Raw genomic sequence first — 21,652 nt, forward strand, 5'->3', positions numbered from 1 at the left:
AGTTACTTGGCGGCGCGTTCCGCGGCTTCAAGGGTATTGACCAGCAGCATGGCGCGGGTCATGGGGCCGACGCCACCCGGCACGGGCGTGATCCAGCTGGCCACTTCCTTGACGCCGTCGAAATCGACGTCGCCCGCGAGCTTGCCGTCTGCCTTGCGATTCATGCCCACGTCGATGACGACCGCGCCGGGCTTCACCATGTCGGCGGTCAGCAGATTGAGCTTGCCGACCGCGGCGACGACCACGTCGGCCTGGCGTGTGAGCGCACCCAGGTCTTGCGTGGCGCTGTGGCAGATGGTCACGGTGGCGCTCTTGGCCAGCAGCATCATGGCCATCGGCTTGCCTACGATGTTGCTGCGGCCGATGACCACGGCGTGCTTGCCGCGCAGGTCGTAGCCGATGGATTCGAGCATCTTCATGCAGCCGTGCGGCGTGCAGGGCCAGAAGCCGGGAGCGCCGGTCATGAGGGCGCCGGCGCTGGCAACGTGGAAGCCGTCGACGTCTTTCGCGGGCGAGATCGTCTCGATGACCTTCTGGCTGTCCATGTGCTTGGGCAGCGGCAGTTGTACCAGGATGCCGTGCACCTTGGGATCGTCGTTGAGGGCGCGGACACGGGCGAGCAGGTCGGCCTCGCTCATGTCGGCGGGGTAGCGCTCCAGCGTGGCCTCCAGGCCGGTCTCGGTGCTGTCGTTGACCTTGTGCTTGGTGTAGACCTGGCTCGCCGGGTCGTCGCCCACGAGGATGATGGAGAGGGCCGGGTTCACGCCACTGGCCTTCAGCGCGGCGGTGCGGCCGGCGACCTCGGCACGGATGGTTTTGGCGAGGGCATTGCCGTCGATCAGTTGGGCGGTCATCGGTTTCGAATTTCCAAGTAAAAACGCCCGCTTGCGCAGGCGTGGGGGACATCCATTGCTATCGGTCGGACAGCTTCTAGGCTTTGGCGGCCGGTGCGGCCTGTCCGAGGGCGATCTTGAGCAGATCGGCCACGGTGTTGGCGTTGAGCTTTTCCATGATGTTGGCGCGGTGCGCCTCCACCGTCTTGATGCTGATGCCGAGGTCGTCGGCAATTTGCTTGTTCAGCCGGCCGGCGACGATGCGCTCGAGCACCTGCGCCTCGCGGCCCGTGAGCTTGGACAGCAGCGCGTCGCGGCTGGCCGACTGCTGGTGCTGGGTGAACGCGCCGCGCGCATGTTCGAGCATGCGCTCGACCAGCGTGACGAGCTCTTCGTCGTTGAAAGGCTTCTGGATGAAATCCATGGCGCCCTTCTTCATGCTGTCGACCGCCATGGGCACGTCGCCATGGCCGGTGATGACCACGATCGGCAGCGGGGAGCGCCTCTCGATCAGCCGATCCTGCAATTCGAGGCCGGTCATGCCGGCCATCCGGATGTCGACGATCAAGCAGGCGACTTCGCGCGGATCGTATCGGGAGAGAAAGGATTCGGCGGAATCGAAACAGCGGACTCTGTAGTCCTTGCCTTCGAGCAGCCATTGCAGCGAATCGCGTACGGCTTCGTCATCGTCGACGACGTAGACCGTGCCCTTCTTCGGAATCAAACTCATGCAGGTACCTTTGCCTCGTCGCTAGCTACGGAACTGATAGCGTCCAACACCGGAATCCAGAAGGAAAAACGGCATCCGATCACATCCGGGCCATTGTAGATGTTCTCCGCCTGCATCCGGCCGCGGTGCGACTCGACGATGGTGCGGCACAAATTGAGCCCGATGCCCATGCCTTCCGGCTTGGTGGAAAAGAAGGCTTCGTAGAGCCGGTCCATCACTTCCGGCGCCAGGCCCTTGCCGGTGTCCTGCACCGAAAACTCGATGGCGTTATGACCTTCGATAACCTTCGGCAACACACGGAGTTCGACGCTGCGGCGCGCCAGCGGGCGGTCGGCGATGTCGATGGATTCGGCCGCGTTCTTCAGCAGGTTGACCATCACCTGCTCGATGAGGATCGGGTCGACGCGCACCACCGGCAGCCGCGCGGCCACGTAGTGGTTCAGCCGCACATTGCGGCGGCGCAGTTCAATGCCGGCAAGCTCGACCGCTTCGCTCACCATGGTCGCCACGTCAGCGGGCGTGCGGTTGGGTTCGCTGCGCTTCACGAAGGAGCGGATGCGCTGGATGATCTGGCCCGCGCGCTGGGCCTGCTTCGACGTCTTCTCCAACGCGGCGAGCAGTGCGTCGTTGTCGATCGTCTGGCCCTTGATGCGCGACATCATCCCGTTGCAGTAGTTGGTGATGGCGGTCAGCGGCTGGTTGAGTTCGTGCGCCACGCTCGACGCCATTTCGCCCATCGTGATGAGGCGGCTGGCGGCCTGTGCGCGATCGGCTTGCGCCGCGGCTTGCTCCTCGGCGTCGCGGCGCGGCGTGATGTCGGTGGCAATCACCAGTTGCGCAAGGCGGCCGTCGACCCAGGTCAGGTAGCGCGAGCGCACTTCGAGCCATTTGCCCAGGTGCGGCACGAAGATTTCGTTGTTGGCGGTCTGCGCGGCGGTCAGCGTGTCGATGGGCAGGCCGGCGTAGGGGTCGACGTCGTCCAGGCCTTCGTCGTGCGCGTTCGATGCCGGCACGCCCGCCTGCGCCACCATGCCCAGGTGGCCCACGGTGTCGGAGCCGAACCACAGGCGGTACAGCTTGTTGGCGAACAGCAGTTCCTCGCTGCCGATGGGGGCGACCGACACGGCGGCGTCCAGGGCTTCGAGCACCGTGGTGAAGCGCTCGTACGACGCCGAGAGCTGCTCGCGGATGCGCGTGGGCTCGGTGATGTCGGTCATCGAGGTCATCCAGCCGGTCTGGTGGCCGCGCGCGTCGATCAGCGGCGACACATAGAGCCGGGCGTTGAACACGCTGCCGTTTTTGCGCTTCACGCGGACCTGGAAGCCGCCGGGCAGGGCGCGCCCGTGCAGTTCTTCTTCGAGGCGTTCGTTCATCACCTCGCGGTCGGACTCCAGCCAATAGGGGAAGGGCGGCGATTGCCCGACCAGTTCGGCCTCGCTCCATCCCGTCATCGCGCAGAAGGCGGCATTCACGTAGGTGATGCGGCCCTGCAGGTCGAGCACGCGCATGCCGGTCAGCATGGAGTTTTCCATCGCGCGGCGGAAGTTGGTCTCGGCCACCAGCCGTTGCTGTGCCTGCAGTCGTCGCCGGGTGTGGCGCCAGGTGCCGATCAGCATCCAGCTCGTGAGCACGCTCAACGCGCAGACCAGCCAGAACAGGCCGTTGCCCACCACGCCCTGCGAGGTGCGATAGGCCTGCGCGCGCAGCACCAGTGCATTGCCGACCGGGGACACGGGCACTTCGTATTCGTTGGTGCGCTCGGTCCATGGCAGCAGGCGTGTGCCGCTGTCCTTCAGATTGGTGGTGTTGCCGGCGATCACGTTGCCCTTGGCATCGAGCAGCGAGACGGCGTAGCGCGCCTGTACCTCGGAGGGCATGCCATAGCGCAGCAGGCCATCGACCGAGAACTCGCCGAGCACAACGCCCGCGAACAGGCCCTGGTCGAACAGCGGAATATGCAGCTGCAGCATCGCTGGCGGGTCGCCGCCGGCCACGGGTTGTGAATACACCGGCTGGCGCAGTTCGCGCGCCAGGGCGTAGTTGCTTTCGATGTCACCGGGGCGCAGCACGTCGCCGATCAGATGCTGTTGCGCGGGGTGCACGCTGGGTGCCGCATAGCCGGCCTTGAAGCGGCGGCGGTCGTCGACCCAGGTGATCGTCTGCAGCTCGGGGAACTGGCTGACCAGAGACTCGGCGCGGCTGGTGAACTCGATCGGGTCGATCTCGTGGTTGGAGGCATCGCGCGCAATGCGCATCAGCTGCTCTTGCCGCTCGAGCAGGCGCAGCCGCATGCGCTGCTGTGCGTACTCGACGTCGCGGCGCACGGACTCCTGCTCGCGCTCGACTTCCTCGGTGCGCAGATACCAGAAGGCCGAGACGATGGCCGCAAGAAAGAGCAGCACGGCCGCCATCGGCGCGAGCATGGCGACGGCGTCCTGCAGCACCGGCGTCTGCCGGCGCCACCAGCGGCGCCACCAGGACAACGGCGAGGCATTCACGGCACTGCGGGCAGCCGCCAGCGGGGAGGGAAAGGACATGGGCCGAGTTTAGGGGATGCCCCCTGCGAAACATCGAAAAGGCACGGTGCCACTGCTCGTGGCGCGGTCGGGTTCACGCGCTTCTTCTGAATCTTCAAAATGTCACATTAAGAAATCGTCAGGCGCCATTTGAAATTCTGAGATTTCTATGGGAAACTCCCGCGCGTTCGCTGCATAGCGCACTAAATTACAGCCACAGCCCTAAAAGGAGAGACAAGCATGTCGGCAAATCCCGAGAACCTGTTCGGCTCGGCCGCGAATGACGCGGACGCCCAGGAGACCCGTGAATGGATGGATGCACTGTCTTCCGTCATCCAGAGCGAGGGCCCCGAGCGGGCGCACTTCCTTCTAGAACAACTGCTCGAACACGCCCGCCAGAACAGCGTCGACATGCCGTTCTCGGCCAATACCGGCTACGTCAACACCATCGAGCCTTCGATGGAGGCCCGAAGCCCCGGCAACCTCGAGATCGAACAGCGCCTGCGTGCCTACATGCGCTGGAACGCCATGGCGATGGTGGTCAAGGCCAACCGCCACCACCCGGCCGAAGGCGGTGACCTGGGCGGCCACATCGGCTCCTTCGCCTCGCTGGCCAGCATGTTCGGCGCCGGCTTCAACCACTTCTGGCACGCCGAGAGCGAAAACCACGGCGGCGACCTGCTGTACATCCAGGGCCACGTATCGCCCGGCATCTATGCCCGCGCCTACCTCGAAGGCCGCCTCTCCGAAGAGCAACTGCTCAATTTCCGCCAGGAAGTGGATGGCAAGGGCCTGTCGAGCTATCCGCATCCCAAGCTGATGCCCGAGTTCTGGCAGTTCCCCACCGTGTCGATGGGCCTGGGCCCGCTGATGGCCATCTACCAGGCGCGTTTCCTCAAGTACCTGCATGCGCGTGGCATCGCCAACACCGAAAACCGCAAGGTGTGGGTGTTCTGCGGCGACGGCGAAATGGACGAGGTCGAATCGCTCGGCGCCATCGGCCTGGCCGCACGCGAGAACCTCGACAACCTGATCTTCGTCATCAACTGCAATCTGCAGCGCCTGGACGGCCCGGTGCGCGGCAACGGCAAGATCATCCAGGAGCTCGAAGGCGAGTTCCGCGGCGCCAACTGGAACGTCGTCAAGCTGATCTGGGGCAAGGGCTGGGACGCCCTGCTCGAGAAGGACCATGACGGCGCGCTGCGCAAGATCATGATGGAGTGCAACGACGGCGACTACCAGTCGTTCAAGGCCAATGACGGCGCCTACGTTCGCAAGAACTTCTTCGGCCGCGACCCGCGTACGCTGAAGATGGTCGAGCACATGACCGACGACGAGGTCTGGAACCTGCAGCGCGGCGGTCACGACTCGCAGAAGGTGTACGCTGCCTTCCATTCGGCCCAGAACCACAAGGGCCAGCCCACCGTGCTGCTCGTCAAGACCGTCAAGGGTTTCGGCATGGGCAAGATCGGCGAGGGCAAGAACACGGTCCACCAGACCAAGAAGCTCGGCGACGAAGACATCAAGGCCTTCCGCGACCGCTTCAACATTCCGATTCCCGACAGCCAGATCGCCGAGCTGCCGTTCTACAAGCCGGCCGACGACACGCCGGAAATGCGCTACCTGCACGAGCGCCGCAAGGCACTGGGCGGCTACCTGCCGCACCGCCGCGTCAAGGCCGACGAGAGCTTCACGGTGCCCGCGCTCGACACCTTCAAGGCGGTGCTCGAACCCACGGCCGAAGGCCGCGAGATCTCGACCACGCAGGCTTATGTGCGCTTCCTCACGCAGCTGCTGCGCGACAAGGCGCTCGGCCCGCGCGTCGTGCCCATCCTGGTGGACGAAGCACGCACCTTCGGCATGGAAGGGTTGTTCCGCCAGATCGGCATCTACAACCCGCATGGCCAGCAGTACACCCCAGTCGATAAGGACCAGGTCATGTACTACAAGGAAGACAAGGCCGGCCAGATCCTGCAGGAAGGCATCAACGAAGCCGGCGGCATGTCGAGCTGGATTGCTGCCGCCACGTCGTACAGCACGAACAACCGCATCATGGTGCCGTTTTACGTGTACTACTCGATGTTCGGCTTCCAGCGCATCGGCGACCTGGCCTGGGCGGCCGGCGACATGCAGGCGCGCGGTTTCCTGCTGGGCGGCACCTCGGGGCGCACCACGCTGAACGGCGAAGGCCTGCAGCACGAAGACGGTCACAGCCACATCCTGGCCAACACCATTCCGAACTGCGTGAGCTACGACCCGACCTTCGCGCACGAAGTGGGCGTGATCCTGCACCACGGGTTGAAGCGCATGGTCGAGAAGCAGGACAACGTCTACTACTACATCACGCTGCTCAACGAGAACTACGCGATGCCCGGCCTGCAGCCCGGCACCGAAGAGCAGATCATCAAGGGCATGTACCTGGCCAAACAGGGCCCCGCACTGAAGGCCAAGTCGCCGACCGTGCAACTGCTGGGCAGCGGCACGATCCTGCGTGAGAGCTTCGCAGCGCAAGAGCTGCTCGAGAAGGACTGGGGCGTGTCGGCTTCCGTGTGGAGCTGCCCGAGTTTCAACGAGCTGACGCGCGACGGCCAGGACGCCGACCGCTGGAACCTGCTGCACCCCGACCAGACGCCGCGCGTGCCCTTCGTGGCCGAGCAACTCGCGCCTTCGACCGGCCCGGTGGTGGCATCGACCGACTACATGAAGGCCTATGCAGAGCAGATCCGCCCCTTCATCCCGAAGGGCCGTACCTACAAGGTGCTGGGCACAGACGGCTTCGGCCGCAGCGACTTCCGCAACAAGCTGCGCGAGCACTTTGAAATCAATCGTCACTACATCGTGGTGGCCGCACTCAAGGCGCTGAGCGAAGATGGCACCGTGCCGGTGGCCAAGGTGGTCGAGGCGATCAAGAAGTACGGCATCAACATCGACAAGGTCAATCCGCTCTACGCCTGACCCTCTCAAGCAAAAGTGGCTTTACCACTTTGCTTGACCCTCTCGGGGGCGGGCGGGGCGCAGCCCGGCCCTGGGGGCTTACCAATCAACGAACGAAACGGCGCCTCACGGCGGGAGACAAACGATATGGCAGCAGTGGAAGTCAAGGTGCCGGACATCGGCGATTTCGATGAAGTCGCGGTGATCGAGGTGCTTGTGAAGGTGGGTGACACGGTCAAGGCCGAGCAGTCGCTCATCACGGTGGAGTCGGACAAGGCGTCGATGGAGATTCCGTCGTCGACCGCCGGCGTGGTCAAGGAAATCAAGGTCGCGGTCGGCGGCAAGGTCAAGGAAGGCTCCGTGGTGCTGGTGCTCGACGCCGAAGGCGCGGCTGCTGCAGCGCCGGCTCCGGCATCGGCCCCGGCGGCTGCCGCACCCGCGGCGGCAGCGCCCGCACCTGTCGCTGCGGCGCCAGCAGCCGCACCGGCTGCTTCGGGCCCGGTCGAGATCAAGGTGCCGGACATCGGCGACTTCAAGGACGTGGCCGTCATCGAAGTGCTGGTGAAGCCGGGCGACACGATCGCGGCCGAGCAGTCGCTGATCACGGTGGAGTCGGACAAGGCCTCGATGGAAATTCCGTCGTCGGCTGCCGGCGTGCTCAAGGAACTCAAGGTCAAGGTCGGCGACACGGTCAACATCGGTGACCTGATTGCCGTGCTCGAAGGTGCAGCAGGTGCCGCGGCACCTGCGCCGGCACAAGCTGCGGCAGCCGCACCGGCCGTCGCAACCGCCAGTGCACCGGCACCCGCCGCTTCGCCAGCACCCGCTACAAGCCCGGCGGCCGCCGCGCCGCACGAGCCCACCGTGGCACCGACCGGTAACCTGCCGCATGCCTCGCCTTCGGTGCGCAAATTTGCGCGCGAACTCGGCGTGCCGCTCGAAGAGGTCAAGGGTTCCGGTCCCAAGGGTCGGATCACGCAGGAAGACGTCCAGAGCTTCACCAAGGCCGTGATGAGCGGCCAGGCCAGCACCAAGGCCTCGGCGGCCAAGGCGCCGGCGGGCGGTGGCAGCGCGGACGGTGCGGCACTGGGCCTCATTCCGTGGCCCAAGGTCGACTTCACGAAGTTCGGCCCGGTCGAGCGCAAGGACCTGTCGCGCATCAAGAAGCTCAGCGGCGCGAACCTGCACCGCAACTGGGTGATGATTCCGCACGTCACCAACAACGACGAAGCCGACATCACCGAGCTCGAAGCCTTCCGCGTCTCCACCAACAAGGAAAACGAGAAGTCGGGCATCAAGGTCACGATGCTGGCCTTCGTGATCAAGGCGGTGGTTGCGGCGCTGAAGAAATTCCCGGATTTCAACGCCAGCCTCGATGGCGACCAGCTCGTCTACAAGCAGTACTACAACATCGGCTTCGCCGCGGACACGCCCAATGGGCTCGTGGTGCCGGTGCTGAAAGATGCCGACAAGAAGGGCATCCTGCAGATCAGCGCCGAAATGGGCGAGCTCGCCAAGAAGGCGCGCGACGGCAAGCTCGGCTCGGCCGACATGCAGGGTGGCTGCTTCTCGATCAGCTCGCTCGGCGGCATCGGTGGCACGCATTTCACGCCCATCATCAACGCCCCCGAAGTGGCCATCCTCGGCCTCTCCAAGGGCCAGATGAAGCCGGTGTGGGATGGCAAGCAGTTCGTGCCGCGCCTGACGCTGCCGCTGTCGCTGTCGTATGACCACCGCGTGATCGATGGCGCCCTGGCAGCGCGTTTCAACGCCTACCTGGGCCAGGTCCTCGCGGACTACCGTCGAATCCTGCTATGACCACCGTAGTGGCCGTCCGAAAGGGTGGCCAGGTCACGATGGCAGCCGATTCTCTGGTGACCTTCGGCGACACGCGCCTGTCGCACAACGCCGAAGCGAACCAGAAGATCTTCACCGTCGAGGACGCGGCGGGCACCAGCCTGTTTGCCATGGCCGGCGCCGCCGCGCACTTTCTGGTGCTGCAGCACGCGCTGGCCGCGCAGGAGCGCGAGAAGCTGCTGTTCGGCAGCAAGCACGAGATCTTTCGCACCTTCACGATGCTGCATCCGGTGCTGAAGGACTCGTTCTTCATGCAGACCAAGGAAGACGAGCACGAGCCCTACGAGTCGAGCCAGTTCACGATGCTGATGGCCAACCAGAGCGGCATCTACGGCATCTACAGCTACCGCGAGGTGTTCGAGTTCAAGCAGTTCTGGGCCATCGGCTCGGGACGCAGCTTTGCGCTCGGCGCCATGCACGCGGCCTATGACATCAAGTCGCGCAGCTCGCGCGACGTGGCGGAGGCGGGGATCGCCGCCGCCTGCGAATTCGATCGCAATTCGGCCCCACCGGTCGACGTTCTCACACTCAAACTGAAAGTGTCCAAATGAGCGAACAACAAATCAAGGTGCCCGACATCGGCGACTTCGACGAAGTCGCGGTCATCGAGGTGCTGGTCAACGTCGGCGATACGGTCAAGGCCGAGCAATCGCTGATCACGGTCGAATCGGACAAGGCCTCGATGGAGATTCCGTCGTCGTCTGCTGGCGTGGTGAAGTCGCTGGCGGTGAAGGTGGGCGACAAGGTCAAGGAAGGCTCGGTCGTGTTGACGCTGGAAGTCGATGGCGCCGCGGCGCCTGCTCCCGCAGCCGCTGCGCCAGCACCTGCCGCGGCGGCTCCGGCGCCCAAGGCAGCGGCCCCTGCACCGGCTCCGGCCGCTGCGCCCGTCGCGTCTACCTACGGTGGCAAGGTCGACGTCGAGTGCGATGTGATCGTGCTCGGCGCGGGCCCTGGCGGTTACTCGGCGGCCTTCCGCGCAGCCGACCTCGGCCTGAAAGTCGTGCTCATCGAGCGCTATGCGACGCTCGGCGGCGTTTGCCTGAATGTGGGTTGCATCCCCTCGAAGGCGCTGTTGCACGTGGCTTCCGTCATGGACGAGGTGAAGCACTTCGCCGACTTGGGCGTGAGCTTCGCCGCGCCCACGGTCGATCGCGCCAAGCTGCTCGGCCACAAGAACAAGGTGGTGGGCAAGCTCACCGGCGGCCTCACGGCCATGGCCAAGATGCGCAAGGTAACGGTGCTGCGCGGTGTCGGCAACTTCATTGACCCGTACCACCTGGAAGTCGAAGAGACCTCGGGCACGAGCTGGGACACCACGGGCAAGAAGCAGACCGTCAAGTTCCGCAACGCCATCATCGCGGCCGGCTCGCAGGCCGTGAGCCTGCCCTTCATGCCGAAGGACCCGCGCGTGGTCGATTCGACCGGCGCGCTTGAGATGGGCACCGACCCCAAGCGCATGCTGATCCTGGGCGGCGGCATCATCGGCCTCGAAATGGGCACGGTGTATTCGACGCTCGGCGCGCGCCTCGACGTGGTCGAAATGCTCGACGGCCTGATGCAGGGCGCCGACCGCGACCTCGTCAAGGTCTGGCAGAAGATGAACGCGCCGCGCTTCGACAACATCATGCTGAAGACCAAGACGGTCGGCGCCGAGGCCACGAAGGAGGGCATCAAGGTCACCTTCGAAGGCGAGAACGCACCGAAGGAACCGCAGGTGTACGACCTCGTGCTGCAGGCCGTGGGCCGCAGCCCGAACGGCAAGAAGATCGGCGCCGAAAAGGCCGGCGTGACGGTGAGCGACCGCGGCTTCATTCCGGTCGACATCCAGATGCGCACCAACGTGCCGCACATCTTCGCCATCGGCGACATCGTGGGCCAGCCCATGCTGGCGCACAAGGCGGTGCACGAGGCGCACGTGGCGGCCGAGGTGATCGCCGGCGAGCAGAAGGGCGACAAGGAACTGTCGAGCGCGGCATTCAATGCCCGCGTGATTCCCAGCGTGGCCTACACCGACCCTGAAGTGGCGTGGGTGGGTCTTACGGAAGACCAGGCCAAGGCGGAAGGCATCAAGGTCAAGAAGGGCCACTTCCCGTGGACGGCTTCGGGCCGCGCCATCGCCAACGGCCGCGACGAAGGCTTCACCAAGCTGCTGTTCGATGCCGAGACGCATCGCATCCTCGGCGGCGGCATCGTCGGCACGCATGCGGGCGACATGATCGGCGAGATCGCGCTGGCCATCGAGATGGGTGCGGACGAGATCGACATCGGCAAGACCATCCATCCGCATCCGACGCTGGGCGAAAGCATCGGCATGGCGGCGGAAGTGGCGCACGGTACCTGTACCGATCTGCCGCCGGCGAAGAAGTAGATCCGAAGGGAATCGGGCGGCAATTTGGCTTGCCGCCCCTCCCAGGAGAACTCAGCGGCTGCTGCATTCTCTTCGGCGCTGCGCAGTAGGCGTTGATCAAGCGCGGCGCGGCTGACGTGGACCCTGTTCCAGGTTGTCCTCGTGCTGCACTTGAAGGTCGACTTTCACCACTACATCGTGGGCGGCGCGATCTGGAAGCGCAAGGTGGCCCGGTCGGGCTGATTCCAGTTGCCGGATTGGATTCGTTGGATTTGCGGCTGCGAGTGGCGGGCCTTCAGCTGATCTTTAGATGCGTGAGGCAAACTTCACCTGTCAAAAACAGATCGCCCGCCGAGTGTCCCTCCACCTGCAAACCAGCCAGAAAGCAAAAACCCGCCATTGGCGGGTTTGGGGAAGAGTCGAGGCCGGCTTTTCAGTTGCCGGTGTTGGCGACAGCCGCCGCCTTGACCTCGTCCGCAGGCCCGCTGAGCACGCGGCGCGCGCCATCGAAGCGGCGTTGCCAGTAGCTGCCATTCATGTCTTCGACACGAACCTGTGCGCCGGAGCGGGGCGAGTGGATGAATTTGCCTTCGCCGACGTAGATGCCGACATGGCTGAAAGCGCGGCGCATCGTGTTGAAGAAGACGAGGTCGCCGGGCTTGAGCTGGCTGCGATCGATCTTTTCAGTCGCGGCGGCTTGTTCTTCGGCGCGGCGCGGGAGCATGTGGCCGACCGTCTGGTTGTACATGGCGCGAACGAAGCCACTGCAATCGAAGCCGGCTTCCGCCGAATTGCCGCCACGGCGATAGGGGACTCCGAGGAAGCCGATGGCAGTCACCACCAGATCGGAAGTTCGTTCTGCGACGGTTTGACGGACCTGCTGGAACTGCCCGACCAGACCTTTGTCGGCGAGCACGCGGGCCATCTCGTCATCTGATCGGTCCTGTTGGGGGGCTGCGTGGGCAGCGACGGCAAGCAGGAGGGACGCGGGTAGGACGAAAAAACGCATGGCGCGTAGGATATTGATGACGCGCGGTTATGTCAATTTAAACTGAATTAGCGATTGCATATGTAAGTCGTTGATTTGCCTGAGGATTCTGAATCCCGCGGAAGAAAAAATGTAACGGTGGACGTTTATGGCCCATAAGCGATTGGCCTTGAGCGGGCCTGTCAGTCGTGCGTGAAACGTCGGTCCTTCTGGGTTTGGTCGCTATTTGCCGCCAAGATTGGGCGAACTGCCGGGTAAATCCATGAACTTCCAGGGTTTGGTGTTTTCTCGCTCTGTTCACCGCCTTGCCTCTGCTGCAGGCTTGGGGTTTTGTGTCACTGCCGTGGCGCAGGAGTGGTCCGATCAAGGGTGACAAGGTGATCGCCGAGCACAAGCTGCCACGTCTGCAGCCGAACTGAACCGCGCTTTTTCGCTGCGCTTCAGGCGGGGCAGCTCTGCAGCGGCAGCGTCGGGAGCATGCGGCGCCAGAGGCGCAACCATTCCGGCCAGTCATGGCCGCCTTCGGTGGTGAAGACGCGCTCGGCGGGAAGCGCCGCGCCGAGCAGCCGGTGGCTGAAGGCAAAGCGATCGTCGATGCCATAACCCAGGTAGAGCGGCGGCCGGGCAGTGCCTGTCTGCGTGAAGCCCGCGTACCCGCGCAGCCATTGCCATAGCTGGGTGTCGTTCGGCGTGCGTGGGGCGGCCTCGGCCGGATCGACCAGCGGACCCTTCCACGACGCGATGCCGCCGGCGTTGGCGATGTCGGTGCTCAACGTGCGTTCGCCGAGGTAGGGCGCAAGCGTCACCAGCCCCGCGAGTTCGCCGGGGTGCGTCTGCGCATAGAGCAGTCCGCCGAAGCCGCCGACCGAGATGCCGACGATCCAGATCTTGCGGTAGCCCTGGCTGCGCGCCGGTGCCATCACGTCTGCGCTCAGGCGCTCGAGGATGGTCTTGTCGTTGTAGTAACCGAGATGGGCATCGACCAGCATCACGTCCGCCGCAACCCGGTTGTCGCGCAGGGCTTGGACGAAGCCTTCGCGCTCGAATTCGTCGGGGGTCGAATACGCGCCCGGCAGCATCACGAGCAGGGTGTCGGCGTCGCGCATGCAGCCGCTCTTCTCCAGGTTGGTCGTCATCGGCACCGTGGTCTTGCGCACGGCACCGCAGCTTGCGGCAAGCAGTGCGGCCCCAAGACCCAGCGCGACAAGGGCCAACCGTTTCGAGAAGAACGTCATTCGCCGCAGTTTATTGAGTCAGGTGCGTCGTGACGACACCGGCAGATCGACCATCACGGGCTGGCCGGGCGTGGTGCAGCCTGTGTCGCAGCACTTGCCGGGCTGGCGATTCTTCGTGATGGCGCGCGACGGATCGTGCGGCGCCGCGGCGGGCGAGCCATCGGCCGCGATGCCGCGCTCGAGGATGCGTTCGACCAGCTCGACCTTGGAGCCGACCGGGTAGTTGCGCCAGATCTCCTGCTTCATCGCGGCCGGCGAGCCACCGCCGTGCAGGCTGATCACGCTGTACCAGCCGCCCTGGTAGCCGGCTGTCAGGTCTTCGATGAGGCGGGCGGTCTCGATGCGCTGCTCGTAGGGAACGGCCGGATTCGCGCGCAGCACGTCCGACAGGCGGGCGGCGGTCTCGGGGTTGTGGTCTTCGTCGGGGCCGGGGAGGGTGACGATCAGGCCGCCGCTCACGTAGTGCGCGATGCGGTGCATGTCGTAGATCTTCGTGGCCAGCAGCAGCTTGCCGATGTTGCTGAACACCGGATCGGGCATGAAGACCTCGCAGTGTTCATCGGCCTTGCCGTAGACGCTGGCCGCCACGCCGCAGGCGAAGAAGCTTTCGGTGATGGTGATGAGTTCGACCATCTGCTCGCGCAGATGGCTTTCCTTGCCCGGGTCGAAGCCGTTGGCTTCGCACATCAGCGCGCCGGCGCCGATCAACAGGTCGCCGAAGCCGGCGCGGGCGCCGATGCAACTGTGGCGATGGTGCGTGGCGTAGCTGTAGGTCAGATGGCCCGAGTGCTCCCACTCGCCGGCGTAGAACACGCGCTCCCACGGCACGAACACCCTGTCGAACACGCACACGCCGGTGCTCTGGCCGTATTTGCGGCTGAACAGGGCGTCGCCATGCTCGAGCTTTTCACCGGGCCGGCCGGCCGGACGCGCGACGATGGTGAGACCCGGCGCATCCAGCGGCACCGCGCAGCAGACGGCGAAGTCGGCGTCTTCCTTGCCCATGTTGCGGCAGGGCATGACCAGCAGTTCGTGCACATAGGGCGCCCCGGTCACGATGGCCTTGGTGCCCGAAATGACGATGCCGCGCGCGTTGCGCTCCACCACGTGCAGGTAGCTGTCGACGTTGGCCTGCTCGTGCGGGCGGCGGCTGCGGTCGCCCTTGGCGTCGGTCATGGCGACGCCGAGCGTCAGGTCTTCGTCCTGGATGCGGTGCAGGTACTCCTGGAAGCGGGCGGTGTGCTCGGTGCTGCCATGCGCATCGTCGATGCGGGCCGACACCTGGGCGATGGCATTGAGCGCGTCGTGGGTCAGGTAGCGCTGGGCGCAGCCGGTTTCCTGGCAGACAAGGCGCACGGCTTCGAGCTTGTTGAGCAGGTCGCCGGCGCTGGTGTTGAGGTGCGACAGCCGGTTCACCCGCTTGCCGCTGGTGTGCTGAATGGCGGTCATCAGCGGCTCGTACTCTTTCTTGAGCGCGTAGTCGTATGTGAGGGCGATGGCATTGATGCCGGGCTGAAAAGCCGGCTCGTCGGCCACGCTGTCGACGCGGCGGCCGTCCACGAACACGGTGGGGCGGTAGCGGCGTAGCGACTCGCGGTAGTCGGCGCCAGACATCAAGGTCGAGGTCGGAAGTGGGGCGTTCATCGTGTGGTCTCCAATGAAGTCGCTCGTTTTTGGCGACTCTGTCAATTATTTGAACATCGTTCAATTTATCAATCAATGTAAAAAATAATAAACGACTGACCTGGTAGCGGCTATATTCCGCCGATGCAAGCCAAGCTCCAGCGCCGCCAGACGCTCACCGACGCACGCCGTGCGCTGGTGCTCGACGCAGCCCGTGCGGTGTTCGCGGAGGCGGGCATCGAGGGCGCGAGCATTCGGGAGATCGCGAAAAGGGCTGGGTACACGCCGGGCGCCATCTATTCGTACTTCGACAGCAAGGAGGCGATCTACGCCGCGTTGCTCGACGAGTCGCTGCTGCGCCTGCAGGCCGCCGTTGCGGAGGCCCTGGTGTCGAAGGGCCGGCCGGACAAGACGCTCGCCGCCAGGGCGCAGGCCTGGTTCGATTTCTACGCGGCCAACCCGCGCGATCTCGACCTTGGCTTTTATCTGGTGCACGGCATGCGACCCCGCGGGCTGACCAGCGAGCTGGACCACGAACTCAACGACCGCCTCTATGACGCCCTGCGCCCCTGCGAAGACGCATTGCTGGCACTCGGCCTCGACGCGGCACATGCGCTCCAGGAAAACACGGCGCTTTTCGCGCACGGTGTCGGCCTGCTGCTGATGAAGCACACGGGGCGCATCCGCATGTTCAGGCAGTCGGCCGATGCGCTCTTCAAGGCCTACCTGGCGCAACTGGTGCTGCGGTGCGCCGCGTCCCCGGGCATGGAAGAAGATGCGCCCGATGACGGCGACGCCGGCCAGGCCGATCTTTTCGGTGGTACGGTTCAGCCCAATCCAAACATCACCTGAAAGAATCGGTTCATGCTGCTCGACGCCTCGCAATCCCAACTCGTGCTGGTCGACTACCAGGCTCGGCTGATGCCGGCGGTCTTCGAGAACGAGGCTGTTGCGAAGAACGCCGTGCGTCTCGCAACGATGGCGCAATGGGTCGACGTGCCGGTGTGGGGCACCGAGCAGAACCCGTCGAAGCTGGGCGAGAACCTGCCGGACATCCGCACCCTCTGCAAGAAGACCCTGGCCAAGATGCACTTCAGCGGCGTCGAAGAAGGGCTCGGCGAATGGCTGCGCCCGCCGGCGAAGGCCGTGCCGCAAGGCAATGCCCGCAGCCTGCCCAAGCATCTGCAGAAGCCCGCCGCAGCGGCCGAAGAACGCAACACCATCGTGATCGCCGGCTGCGAAGCCCATGTCTGCCTGCTGCAGACGGCGCTCGACCTGCTGGAAGACGAGTTCGAAGTCTGGGTCGTGACTGATGCCTGCGGCTCGCGCACCGAGCGCAACCGCGACGCCGCTTTCGACCGGCTTGCCGGTGCCGGCGCCGAGCTGGTGACCACCGAAATGGTCGGCTTCGAGTGGCTGCGCACGGCCGAACACCCCGCATTTCGCGACCTCCAGGCGCTGATTCGATAGCCGGCCTGCGACCGCCAGCAGGGCGCGACCGGATTGTTCCAGTTGTCAGCCTGCTGCAAGATCGGTCTCCATAATTATGAATTCAGTTTTGGCGATGCCGCCGGAACGGAGTACATACAGAACAGGAGACAAGTCCAGATGAGCCGCTACGAAGAGTTCTATCGCCAGTCCGTGGACGCGCCCGAGGCCTTCTGGGCCGAACAGGCGAAGCTGATCGACTGGGGAACGCCCGCGCAACAGATCCTCGACGCCAGCCAGCCGCCCTTTGCGCGCTGGTTCGTCGGCGGCACCACCAACCTGTGCCACAACGCGGTCGATCGCCACCTGGCCGATCGGGGCGGCCAGCCGGCGCTGATCTTCGTTTCGACCGAAACCGGCGTCGAGAAAAGCTACAGCTTCAAGGAACTGCACGCCGAGGTGCAGCGCACGGCCGCCAGCCTGATCGAACTTGGCGTGGGCAAGGGCGACCGCGTGCTCATCTACATGCCGATGATTCCGGAGGCTGCTTTCGCGATGCTGGCCTGCGCGCGCATCGGCGCGATCCACTGCGTGGTGTTCGGCGGTTTCGCCAGCGGATCGCTCGCCACCCGCATCGAGGATGCCGAGCCGAAGGTGGTCGTGAGCGCGGACGCGGGTTCGCGCGGCGGCAAGGTCATTGCGTACAAGCCGCTGCTCGACGAGGCGATCCGGCTGTCGAAGCACAAGCCCTCGGCAGTGCTGCTGACCGACCGAGGCCTCGCCCCCATGGAGCTGGTCGCGGGCCGGGACCATCTGGCCAGCGAGCTGCGGCAGAAACACCTGAAGGCCGAAGTGCCCTGCACCTGGCTGGCTTCCACCGACATCAGCTACACGATCTACACGAGCGGCACGACGGGCAAGCCCAAGGGCGTGCAGCGCGACGTGGGCGGCTATGCCGTGGCGCTGGCTGCGAGCATGAGGCACATCTTCGACGGCAGGCCCGGCGAAACCTACTTCTCGACCAGCGACATCGGCTGGGTCGTGGGCCACAGCTACATCGTCTACGGCCCGCTGATCGCCGGCATGGCGACCATCATGTACGAGGGCCTGCCCACCCAAGGCATCGACCAGCAGCCCGACGGCGGCATCTGGTGGCGGCTGGTCGCAAAGTACAAGGTGACGGTGATGTTCAGCGCGCCCACCGCGGTGCGCGTGCTCAAGAAGCAAGACCCGGCGCTGCTCAAGAAATACGACTTGTCGAGCCTGCGCGCGCTGTTCCTGGCCGGCGAGCCGCTGGACGAGCCGACCGCGCGCTGGATCAGCGAAGGCCTGGGCGTGCCGATCATCGACAACTACTGGCAGACCGAATCGGGCTGGCCGATGATCACCATCGCCAACGGCGTCGAGGCCAAGGCCAGCAAGTTCGGCAGCCCGGGCGTGCCGATGTACGGCTACCGAATCAAGATCCTGCACGAGTCGACCGGCGAGGAACTGACCGCGCCGCATGAAAAGGGCGTCGTCGTGGTCGAGGGGCCGACGCCGCCCGGCTTCATGCAGACCGTGTGGAAAGACGATGCGCGCTTCGTCAATACCTACTGGAAGAGCGTACCGGGCAAGATGGTCTATTCGACCTTCGACTGGGGCATTCGCGACGCGGATGGCTACTTCTACATCCTGGGCCGCACCGACGACGTGATCAACGTGGCGGGCCACCGCCTCGGCACGCGCGAGATCGAAGAGAGCATCTCGGGCCATGCCAACGTGGCCGAGGTGGCGGTGGTTGGCGTGGCCGACGCGCTCAAGGGGCAGGTGGCAATGGCCTTCGTCGTTCCCAAGGACGGCCGCGCCGTGGCCGACGCCGACGTGGCGCTCAAGCTCGAAGGCGAGATCATGCAAGTGGTGGCCGACCAGCTCGGCGCGCTGGCGCGGCCCGCCCGCGTGCGCTTCGTCAGTGGCCTGCCCAAGACCCGCAGCGGCAAATTGCTGCGGCGCGCCATCCAGGCCGTGTGCGAGCAGCGCGATCCGGGCGACCTGACCACCATCGACGACCCCGCCACGCTGCAGCAAATCAAACAGTTACTTTCTTTGGCCTGAGTTAGCGGGGTAGGGGGTTGCGAAGCCTCCTCGAATCGTCATATGGTTGACGTGGCACAATGCCAAGGTACTCAGGCCCTTCCCCAGCCACAGTCGCATCCGCCAACCGGTTCAGCCGTGTCGCGGAAGGTTTCTTAACCAGCTAGTGCTTCCCACAGGGAAGCGAAGGTCAGCGAATCATGAGCGATTCATCGACGCCATCGGCGTACAGCGCCTACCAAGGCAACACCTACCTCTTCGGCGGCAATGCGCCCTATGTCGAAGAGATGTACGAGAACTACCTCTCCAACCCCGGCAGCGTGCCTGACAACTGGCGTTCGTATTTCGACGCCCTGCAGAACGTGCCCGCTGCCGATGGCAGCAACACCCGTGACGTCCCCCACCTGCCGGTCATCAACGCTTTCGCCGAACGCGCAAAGCAGGGCACGACCAAGGTGGTGCAGGCCAGCGGCGCCGACTCCGAACTCGGCCGCAAGCGCACCGCCGTCCAGCAGCTGATCGCCGCCTACCGCAATGTCGGCGTCCGCTGGGCCGACCTCGACCCGCTCAAGCGCGCCGAGCGTCCCGCCATTCCGGAACTCGAGCCCTCGTTCTACGGCTTCACCGATGCCGACCTCGAGACGGTGTTCAACACCAGCAACACATTCTTCGGCAAGGACACCATGTCCTTGCGCGACCTGCTCAACGCACTGCGCGAAACGTACTGCGGCACGATGGGTGCCGAGTACATGTACACCACCGACCAGAACCACAAGCGCTGGTGGCAGCTGCGCCTCGAAGGCGCCCGGACCAATCCGAAGCTCAGCGCCGAGCAGAAGAAGCACGTGCTCAATCGCCTGACGGCCGCCGAAGGCCTCGAGCGCTTCCTGCACACCAAGTACGTCGGCCAGAAGCGCTTCTCGCTCGAAGGCGGCGAAAGCTTCATCGTCGCGATGGACGAGCTGATCAACCAGGCCGGCGTCAAGGGCGTGCAGGAAATCGTGATCGGCATGGCCCACCGAGGCCGCCTGAACGTGCTGGTCAACTCGCTCGGCAAGATGCCGGCCGACCTGTTCGCCGAGTTCGACCACACCGCCCCCGAAGAGCTGCCCAGCGGCGACGTCAAGTACCACCAGGGCTTCAGCTCGGACGTGACCACCCCCGGCGGCCCGGTGCACCTGAGCCTTGCGTTCAACCCCTCGCACCTTGAAATCGTGAACCCCGTGGTCGAAGGCTCGGTGCGTGCCCGCATGGACCGCCGTGGCGACCCGCTGGGCAAGCAGGTGCTGCCCGTGATCGTGCACGGCGACGCCGCCTTCGCAGGCCAGGGCGTCGTGATGGAAACGCTGGCGCTGGCCGAAACCCGTGGCTACTCCACCGGCGGCACGGTGCACATCGTCATCAACAACCAGATCGGCTTCACCACCAGCGACCCGCGCGACAGCCGCTCGACGCTGTACTGCTCGGACATCGTCAAGATGATCGAAGCACCGGTGCTGCACGTGAACGGTGACGACCCCGAAGCCGTGGTGCTCGCCACCCAGCTCGCGCTGGACTTCCGCATGGAGTTCCAGAAGGACGTGGTCGTCGACATCATCTGCTTCCGCAAGCTGGGCCACAACGAGCAGGACACGCCTTCGCTCACCCAGCCGCTGATGTACAAGAAGATCGCCGCCCACCCCGGCACGCGCAAGCTGTACGCCGACAAGCTGGCTGCGCAAGGCCTGGGCGACACGCTCGGCGACGACATGGTCAAGGCGCAGCGCGCCGCTTTCGACGAAGGCAAGAACACGGTCGACCCCGTGCTCACCAACTTCAAGAGCAAGTACGCCGTCGACTGGAGCCCGTACCTCAACAAGAAGTGGACCGACGCCGGCGACACCGCCATTCCGTCGTCCGAGTGGAAGCGCCTGGCCGAAAAGATCACCACCGCCCCGCAAGGCTTCACCGTGCACCCGCTCGTCAAGAAGGTGCTGGACGACCGCGCCGCGATGGGCCGCGGCGAAGTCAACGTCGACTGGGGCATGGGCGAGCACATGGCCTTCGCCTCGCTGGTGGCCAGCGGCTACCCGGTTCGCCTGTCGGGCGAAGACTCGGGCCGCGGTACGTTCACGCACCGCCACGCCGTGCTGCACGACCAGAACCGCGAGAAGTTCGACACCGGCACCTACACGCCGCTGCAGAACGTCGCTGAAAACCAGGCACCGTTCGTCGTCATCGACTCGATCCTGTCGGAAGAAGCCGTGCTCGCGTTCGAATACGGCTACGCCTCGAACGACCCGAACACGCTCGTGATCTGGGAAGCCCAGTTCGGCGACTTCGTGAACGGCGCGCAAGTGGTGATCGACCAGTTCATCGCCTCGGGCGAAGTCAAGTGGGGCCGCATCAACGGCCTGACGATGATGTTGCCGCACGGCTACGAAGGCCAGGGCCCCGAGCACAGCTCGGCACGCCTGGAGCGCTTCATGCAGCTGAGCGCCGACACCAACATGCAGGTGGTGCAGCCGACCACGGCCAGCCAGATCTTCCACGTGCTGCGTCGCCAGATGGTGCGCAACCTGCGCAAGCCGCTGATCATCCTCACGCCCAAGTCGCTGCTGCGCAACAAGGACGCGACCTCGCCGCTGGCCGAGTTCACCAAGGGCAGCTTCCAGACCGTGATCCCGGAAAGCAAGGCACTGAAGGCCGAGAAGGTCAAGCGCCTGATCGCCTGCTCGGGCAAGGTCTACTACGACCTGGCCAAGAAGCGCGAGGAAAAGGGCGACGACGACGTGGCGATCATCCGCGTCGAACAGCTCTATCCGTTCCCGCACAAGGCCTTTGCCGCCGAGATCAAGAAGTACCCGAACCTCGTGGACGTGGTCTGGTGCCAGGACGAGCCGCAGAACCAGGGCGCCTGGTTCTTCGTGCAGCACTACATCCACGAAAACATGCAGGAAGGCCAGAAGCTCGGCTACTCCGGCCGTGCCGCCTCGGCATCGCCGGCGGTGGGCTACTCGCACCTGCACCAGGAACAGCAGAAGGCGCTCGTCGATGGCGCATTTGGCAAGCTCAAGGGCTTCGTGCTGACCAAGTAAAACCCGTTCTC

General features: G+C 64.9%; 14 protein-coding genes. 8 read left to right on the top strand and 6 right to left on the bottom strand.

The features are described from left to right. Window positions 1-2: 2 nt before the first annotated feature. The 3 genes from folD to ACGLHS_RS05285 form a co-directional block, all read right to left on the bottom strand. Window positions 3-854, bottom strand: a complete 852-nt coding sequence (folD, locus tag ACGLHS_RS05275) for a bifunctional methylenetetrahydrofolate dehydrogenase/methenyltetrahydrofolate cyclohydrolase FolD (RefSeq protein ID WP_394477511.1) — start codon at window positions 852-854, stop codon at window positions 3-5. A 76-nt stretch (window positions 855-930) separates the two neighbouring features. Continuing rightward, entirely contained in the window at window positions 931-1,563 is a 633-nt protein-coding gene (locus ACGLHS_RS05280; RefSeq protein ID WP_012747279.1) for a response regulator transcription factor, read from the bottom strand. Beyond that, window positions 1,560-4,100, bottom strand: a complete 2,541-nt coding sequence (locus ACGLHS_RS05285) for a PAS domain S-box protein (RefSeq protein WP_093237534.1) — start codon at window positions 4,098-4,100, stop codon at window positions 1,560-1,562. Before ACGLHS_RS05285 ends, ACGLHS_RS05280 begins: the two co-directional genes overlap by 4 nt. Before the next feature lie 219 nt (window positions 4,101-4,319). On the opposite strand from ACGLHS_RS05285, the gene aceE reads away from it, so the two are divergent. From aceE to lpdA, 4 genes are all read left to right on the top strand, one after another. After that, window positions 4,320-7,034 (top strand): pyruvate dehydrogenase (acetyl-transferring), homodimeric type, encoded by a 2,715-nt coding sequence (gene aceE, locus ACGLHS_RS05290; protein WP_093237535.1) that lies wholly within the window; start codon window positions 4,320-4,322, stop codon window positions 7,032-7,034. A gap of 126 nt (window positions 7,035-7,160) precedes the next feature. After that, on the top strand, window positions 7,161-8,831 hold the full coding sequence (gene aceF / locus ACGLHS_RS05295) for a dihydrolipoyllysine-residue acetyltransferase (protein ID WP_394477515.1): 1,671 nt from the start codon (window positions 7,161-7,163) through the stop codon (window positions 8,829-8,831). Then, window positions 8,828-9,421: an MFS transporter gene (locus ACGLHS_RS05300; RefSeq protein WP_093237537.1), complete on the top strand. Its 594-nt coding sequence runs from the start codon at window positions 8,828-8,830 to the stop codon at window positions 9,419-9,421. Before aceF ends, ACGLHS_RS05300 begins: the two co-directional genes overlap by 4 nt. Beyond that, complete coding sequence (lpdA, locus tag ACGLHS_RS05305) at window positions 9,418-11,238, top strand: dihydrolipoyl dehydrogenase (protein ID WP_394477517.1); 1,821 nt, start codon at window positions 9,418-9,420, stop codon at window positions 11,236-11,238. The genes ACGLHS_RS05300 and lpdA overlap by 4 nt, the downstream gene beginning before the upstream one ends. 412 nt (window positions 11,239-11,650) lie before the next feature. On the opposite strand, the gene ACGLHS_RS05310 is transcribed toward lpdA, so the two are convergent. The 3 genes from ACGLHS_RS05310 to ACGLHS_RS05320 all read right to left on the bottom strand — a co-directional run bounded on the left by ACGLHS_RS05310 (window position 11,651) and on the right by ACGLHS_RS05320 (window position 15,084). Beyond that, a complete protein-coding gene (locus ACGLHS_RS05310; RefSeq protein WP_093237539.1) occupies window positions 11,651-12,226 on the bottom strand; it encodes a C40 family peptidase in 576 nt (191 codons plus the stop codon). Window positions 12,227-12,645: 419 nt separating this feature from the next. Then, window positions 12,646-13,440 (bottom strand): alpha/beta hydrolase, encoded by a 795-nt coding sequence (locus ACGLHS_RS05315; protein ID WP_394477520.1) that lies wholly within the window; start codon window positions 13,438-13,440, stop codon window positions 12,646-12,648. 18 nt (window positions 13,441-13,458) lie between these two features. Next, complete coding sequence (locus tag ACGLHS_RS05320; protein ID WP_394477522.1) at window positions 13,459-15,084, bottom strand: 4-hydroxyphenylacetate 3-hydroxylase family protein; 1,626 nt, start codon at window positions 15,082-15,084, stop codon at window positions 13,459-13,461. Window positions 15,085-15,207: 123 nt separating this feature from the next. Between ACGLHS_RS05320 and ACGLHS_RS05325 the strand changes: the two genes are divergently transcribed. From ACGLHS_RS05325 to ACGLHS_RS05340, 4 genes are all read left to right on the top strand, one after another. After that, window positions 15,208-15,915, top strand: coding sequence for a TetR/AcrR family transcriptional regulator (locus tag ACGLHS_RS05325; RefSeq protein ID WP_394477524.1), 708 nt, complete (start codon window positions 15,208-15,210; stop codon window positions 15,913-15,915). Window positions 15,916-15,927: 12 nt separating this feature from the next. Then, window positions 15,928-16,533: an isochorismatase family protein gene (locus ACGLHS_RS05330; RefSeq protein WP_394477527.1), complete on the top strand. Its 606-nt coding sequence runs from the start codon at window positions 15,928-15,930 to the stop codon at window positions 16,531-16,533. A gap of 114 nt (window positions 16,534-16,647) precedes the next feature. Continuing rightward, entirely contained in the window at window positions 16,648-18,585 is a 1,938-nt protein-coding gene (locus ACGLHS_RS05335; protein WP_394478175.1) for a propionate--CoA ligase, read from the top strand. Between the two features lie 179 nt (window positions 18,586-18,764). Then, complete coding sequence (locus ACGLHS_RS05340) at window positions 18,765-21,641, top strand: 2-oxoglutarate dehydrogenase E1 component (protein WP_093237545.1); 2,877 nt, start codon at window positions 18,765-18,767, stop codon at window positions 21,639-21,641. Window positions 21,642-21,652: the final 11 nt, after the last annotated feature.

This window comes from Variovorax sp. VaC1, from assembly GCF_043658315.1.
In the GTDB taxonomy this organism is placed as follows: Bacteria; Pseudomonadota; Gammaproteobacteria; order Burkholderiales; family Burkholderiaceae_C; genus Variovorax.

Coding starts and splice junctions, on each gene's coding strand:
- ACGLHS_RS05330 (WP_394477527.1), top strand. CDS start 15,928: ATGCTGCTCGACGCCTCGCAATCCCAACTCGTGCTGGTCGACTACCAG.
- ACGLHS_RS05315 (WP_394477520.1), bottom strand. CDS start 13,440: ATGACGTTCTTCTCGAAACGGTTGGCCCTTGTCGCGCTGGGTCTTGGG.
- ACGLHS_RS05320 (WP_394477522.1), bottom strand. CDS start 15,084: ATGAACGCCCCACTTCCGACCTCGACCTTGATGTCTGGCGCCGACTAC.
- ACGLHS_RS05310 (WP_093237539.1), bottom strand. CDS start 12,226: ATGCGTTTTTTCGTCCTACCCGCGTCCCTCCTGCTTGCCGTCGCTGCC.
- aceF (WP_394477515.1), top strand. CDS start 7,161: ATGGCAGCAGTGGAAGTCAAGGTGCCGGACATCGGCGATTTCGATGAA.
- folD (WP_394477511.1), bottom strand. CDS start 854: ATGACCGCCCAACTGATCGACGGCAATGCCCTCGCCAAAACCATCCGT.
- ACGLHS_RS05340 (WP_093237545.1), top strand. CDS start 18,765: ATGAGCGATTCATCGACGCCATCGGCGTACAGCGCCTACCAAGGCAAC.
- aceE (WP_093237535.1), top strand. CDS start 4,320: ATGTCGGCAAATCCCGAGAACCTGTTCGGCTCGGCCGCGAATGACGCG.
- ACGLHS_RS05325 (WP_394477524.1), top strand. CDS start 15,208: ATGCAAGCCAAGCTCCAGCGCCGCCAGACGCTCACCGACGCACGCCGT.
- ACGLHS_RS05285 (WP_093237534.1), bottom strand. CDS start 4,100: ATGTCCTTTCCCTCCCCGCTGGCGGCTGCCCGCAGTGCCGTGAATGCC.
- ACGLHS_RS05280 (WP_012747279.1), bottom strand. CDS start 1,563: ATGAGTTTGATTCCGAAGAAGGGCACGGTCTACGTCGTCGACGATGAC.
- lpdA (WP_394477517.1), top strand. CDS start 9,418: ATGAGCGAACAACAAATCAAGGTGCCCGACATCGGCGACTTCGACGAA.
- ACGLHS_RS05300 (WP_093237537.1), top strand. CDS start 8,828: ATGACCACCGTAGTGGCCGTCCGAAAGGGTGGCCAGGTCACGATGGCA.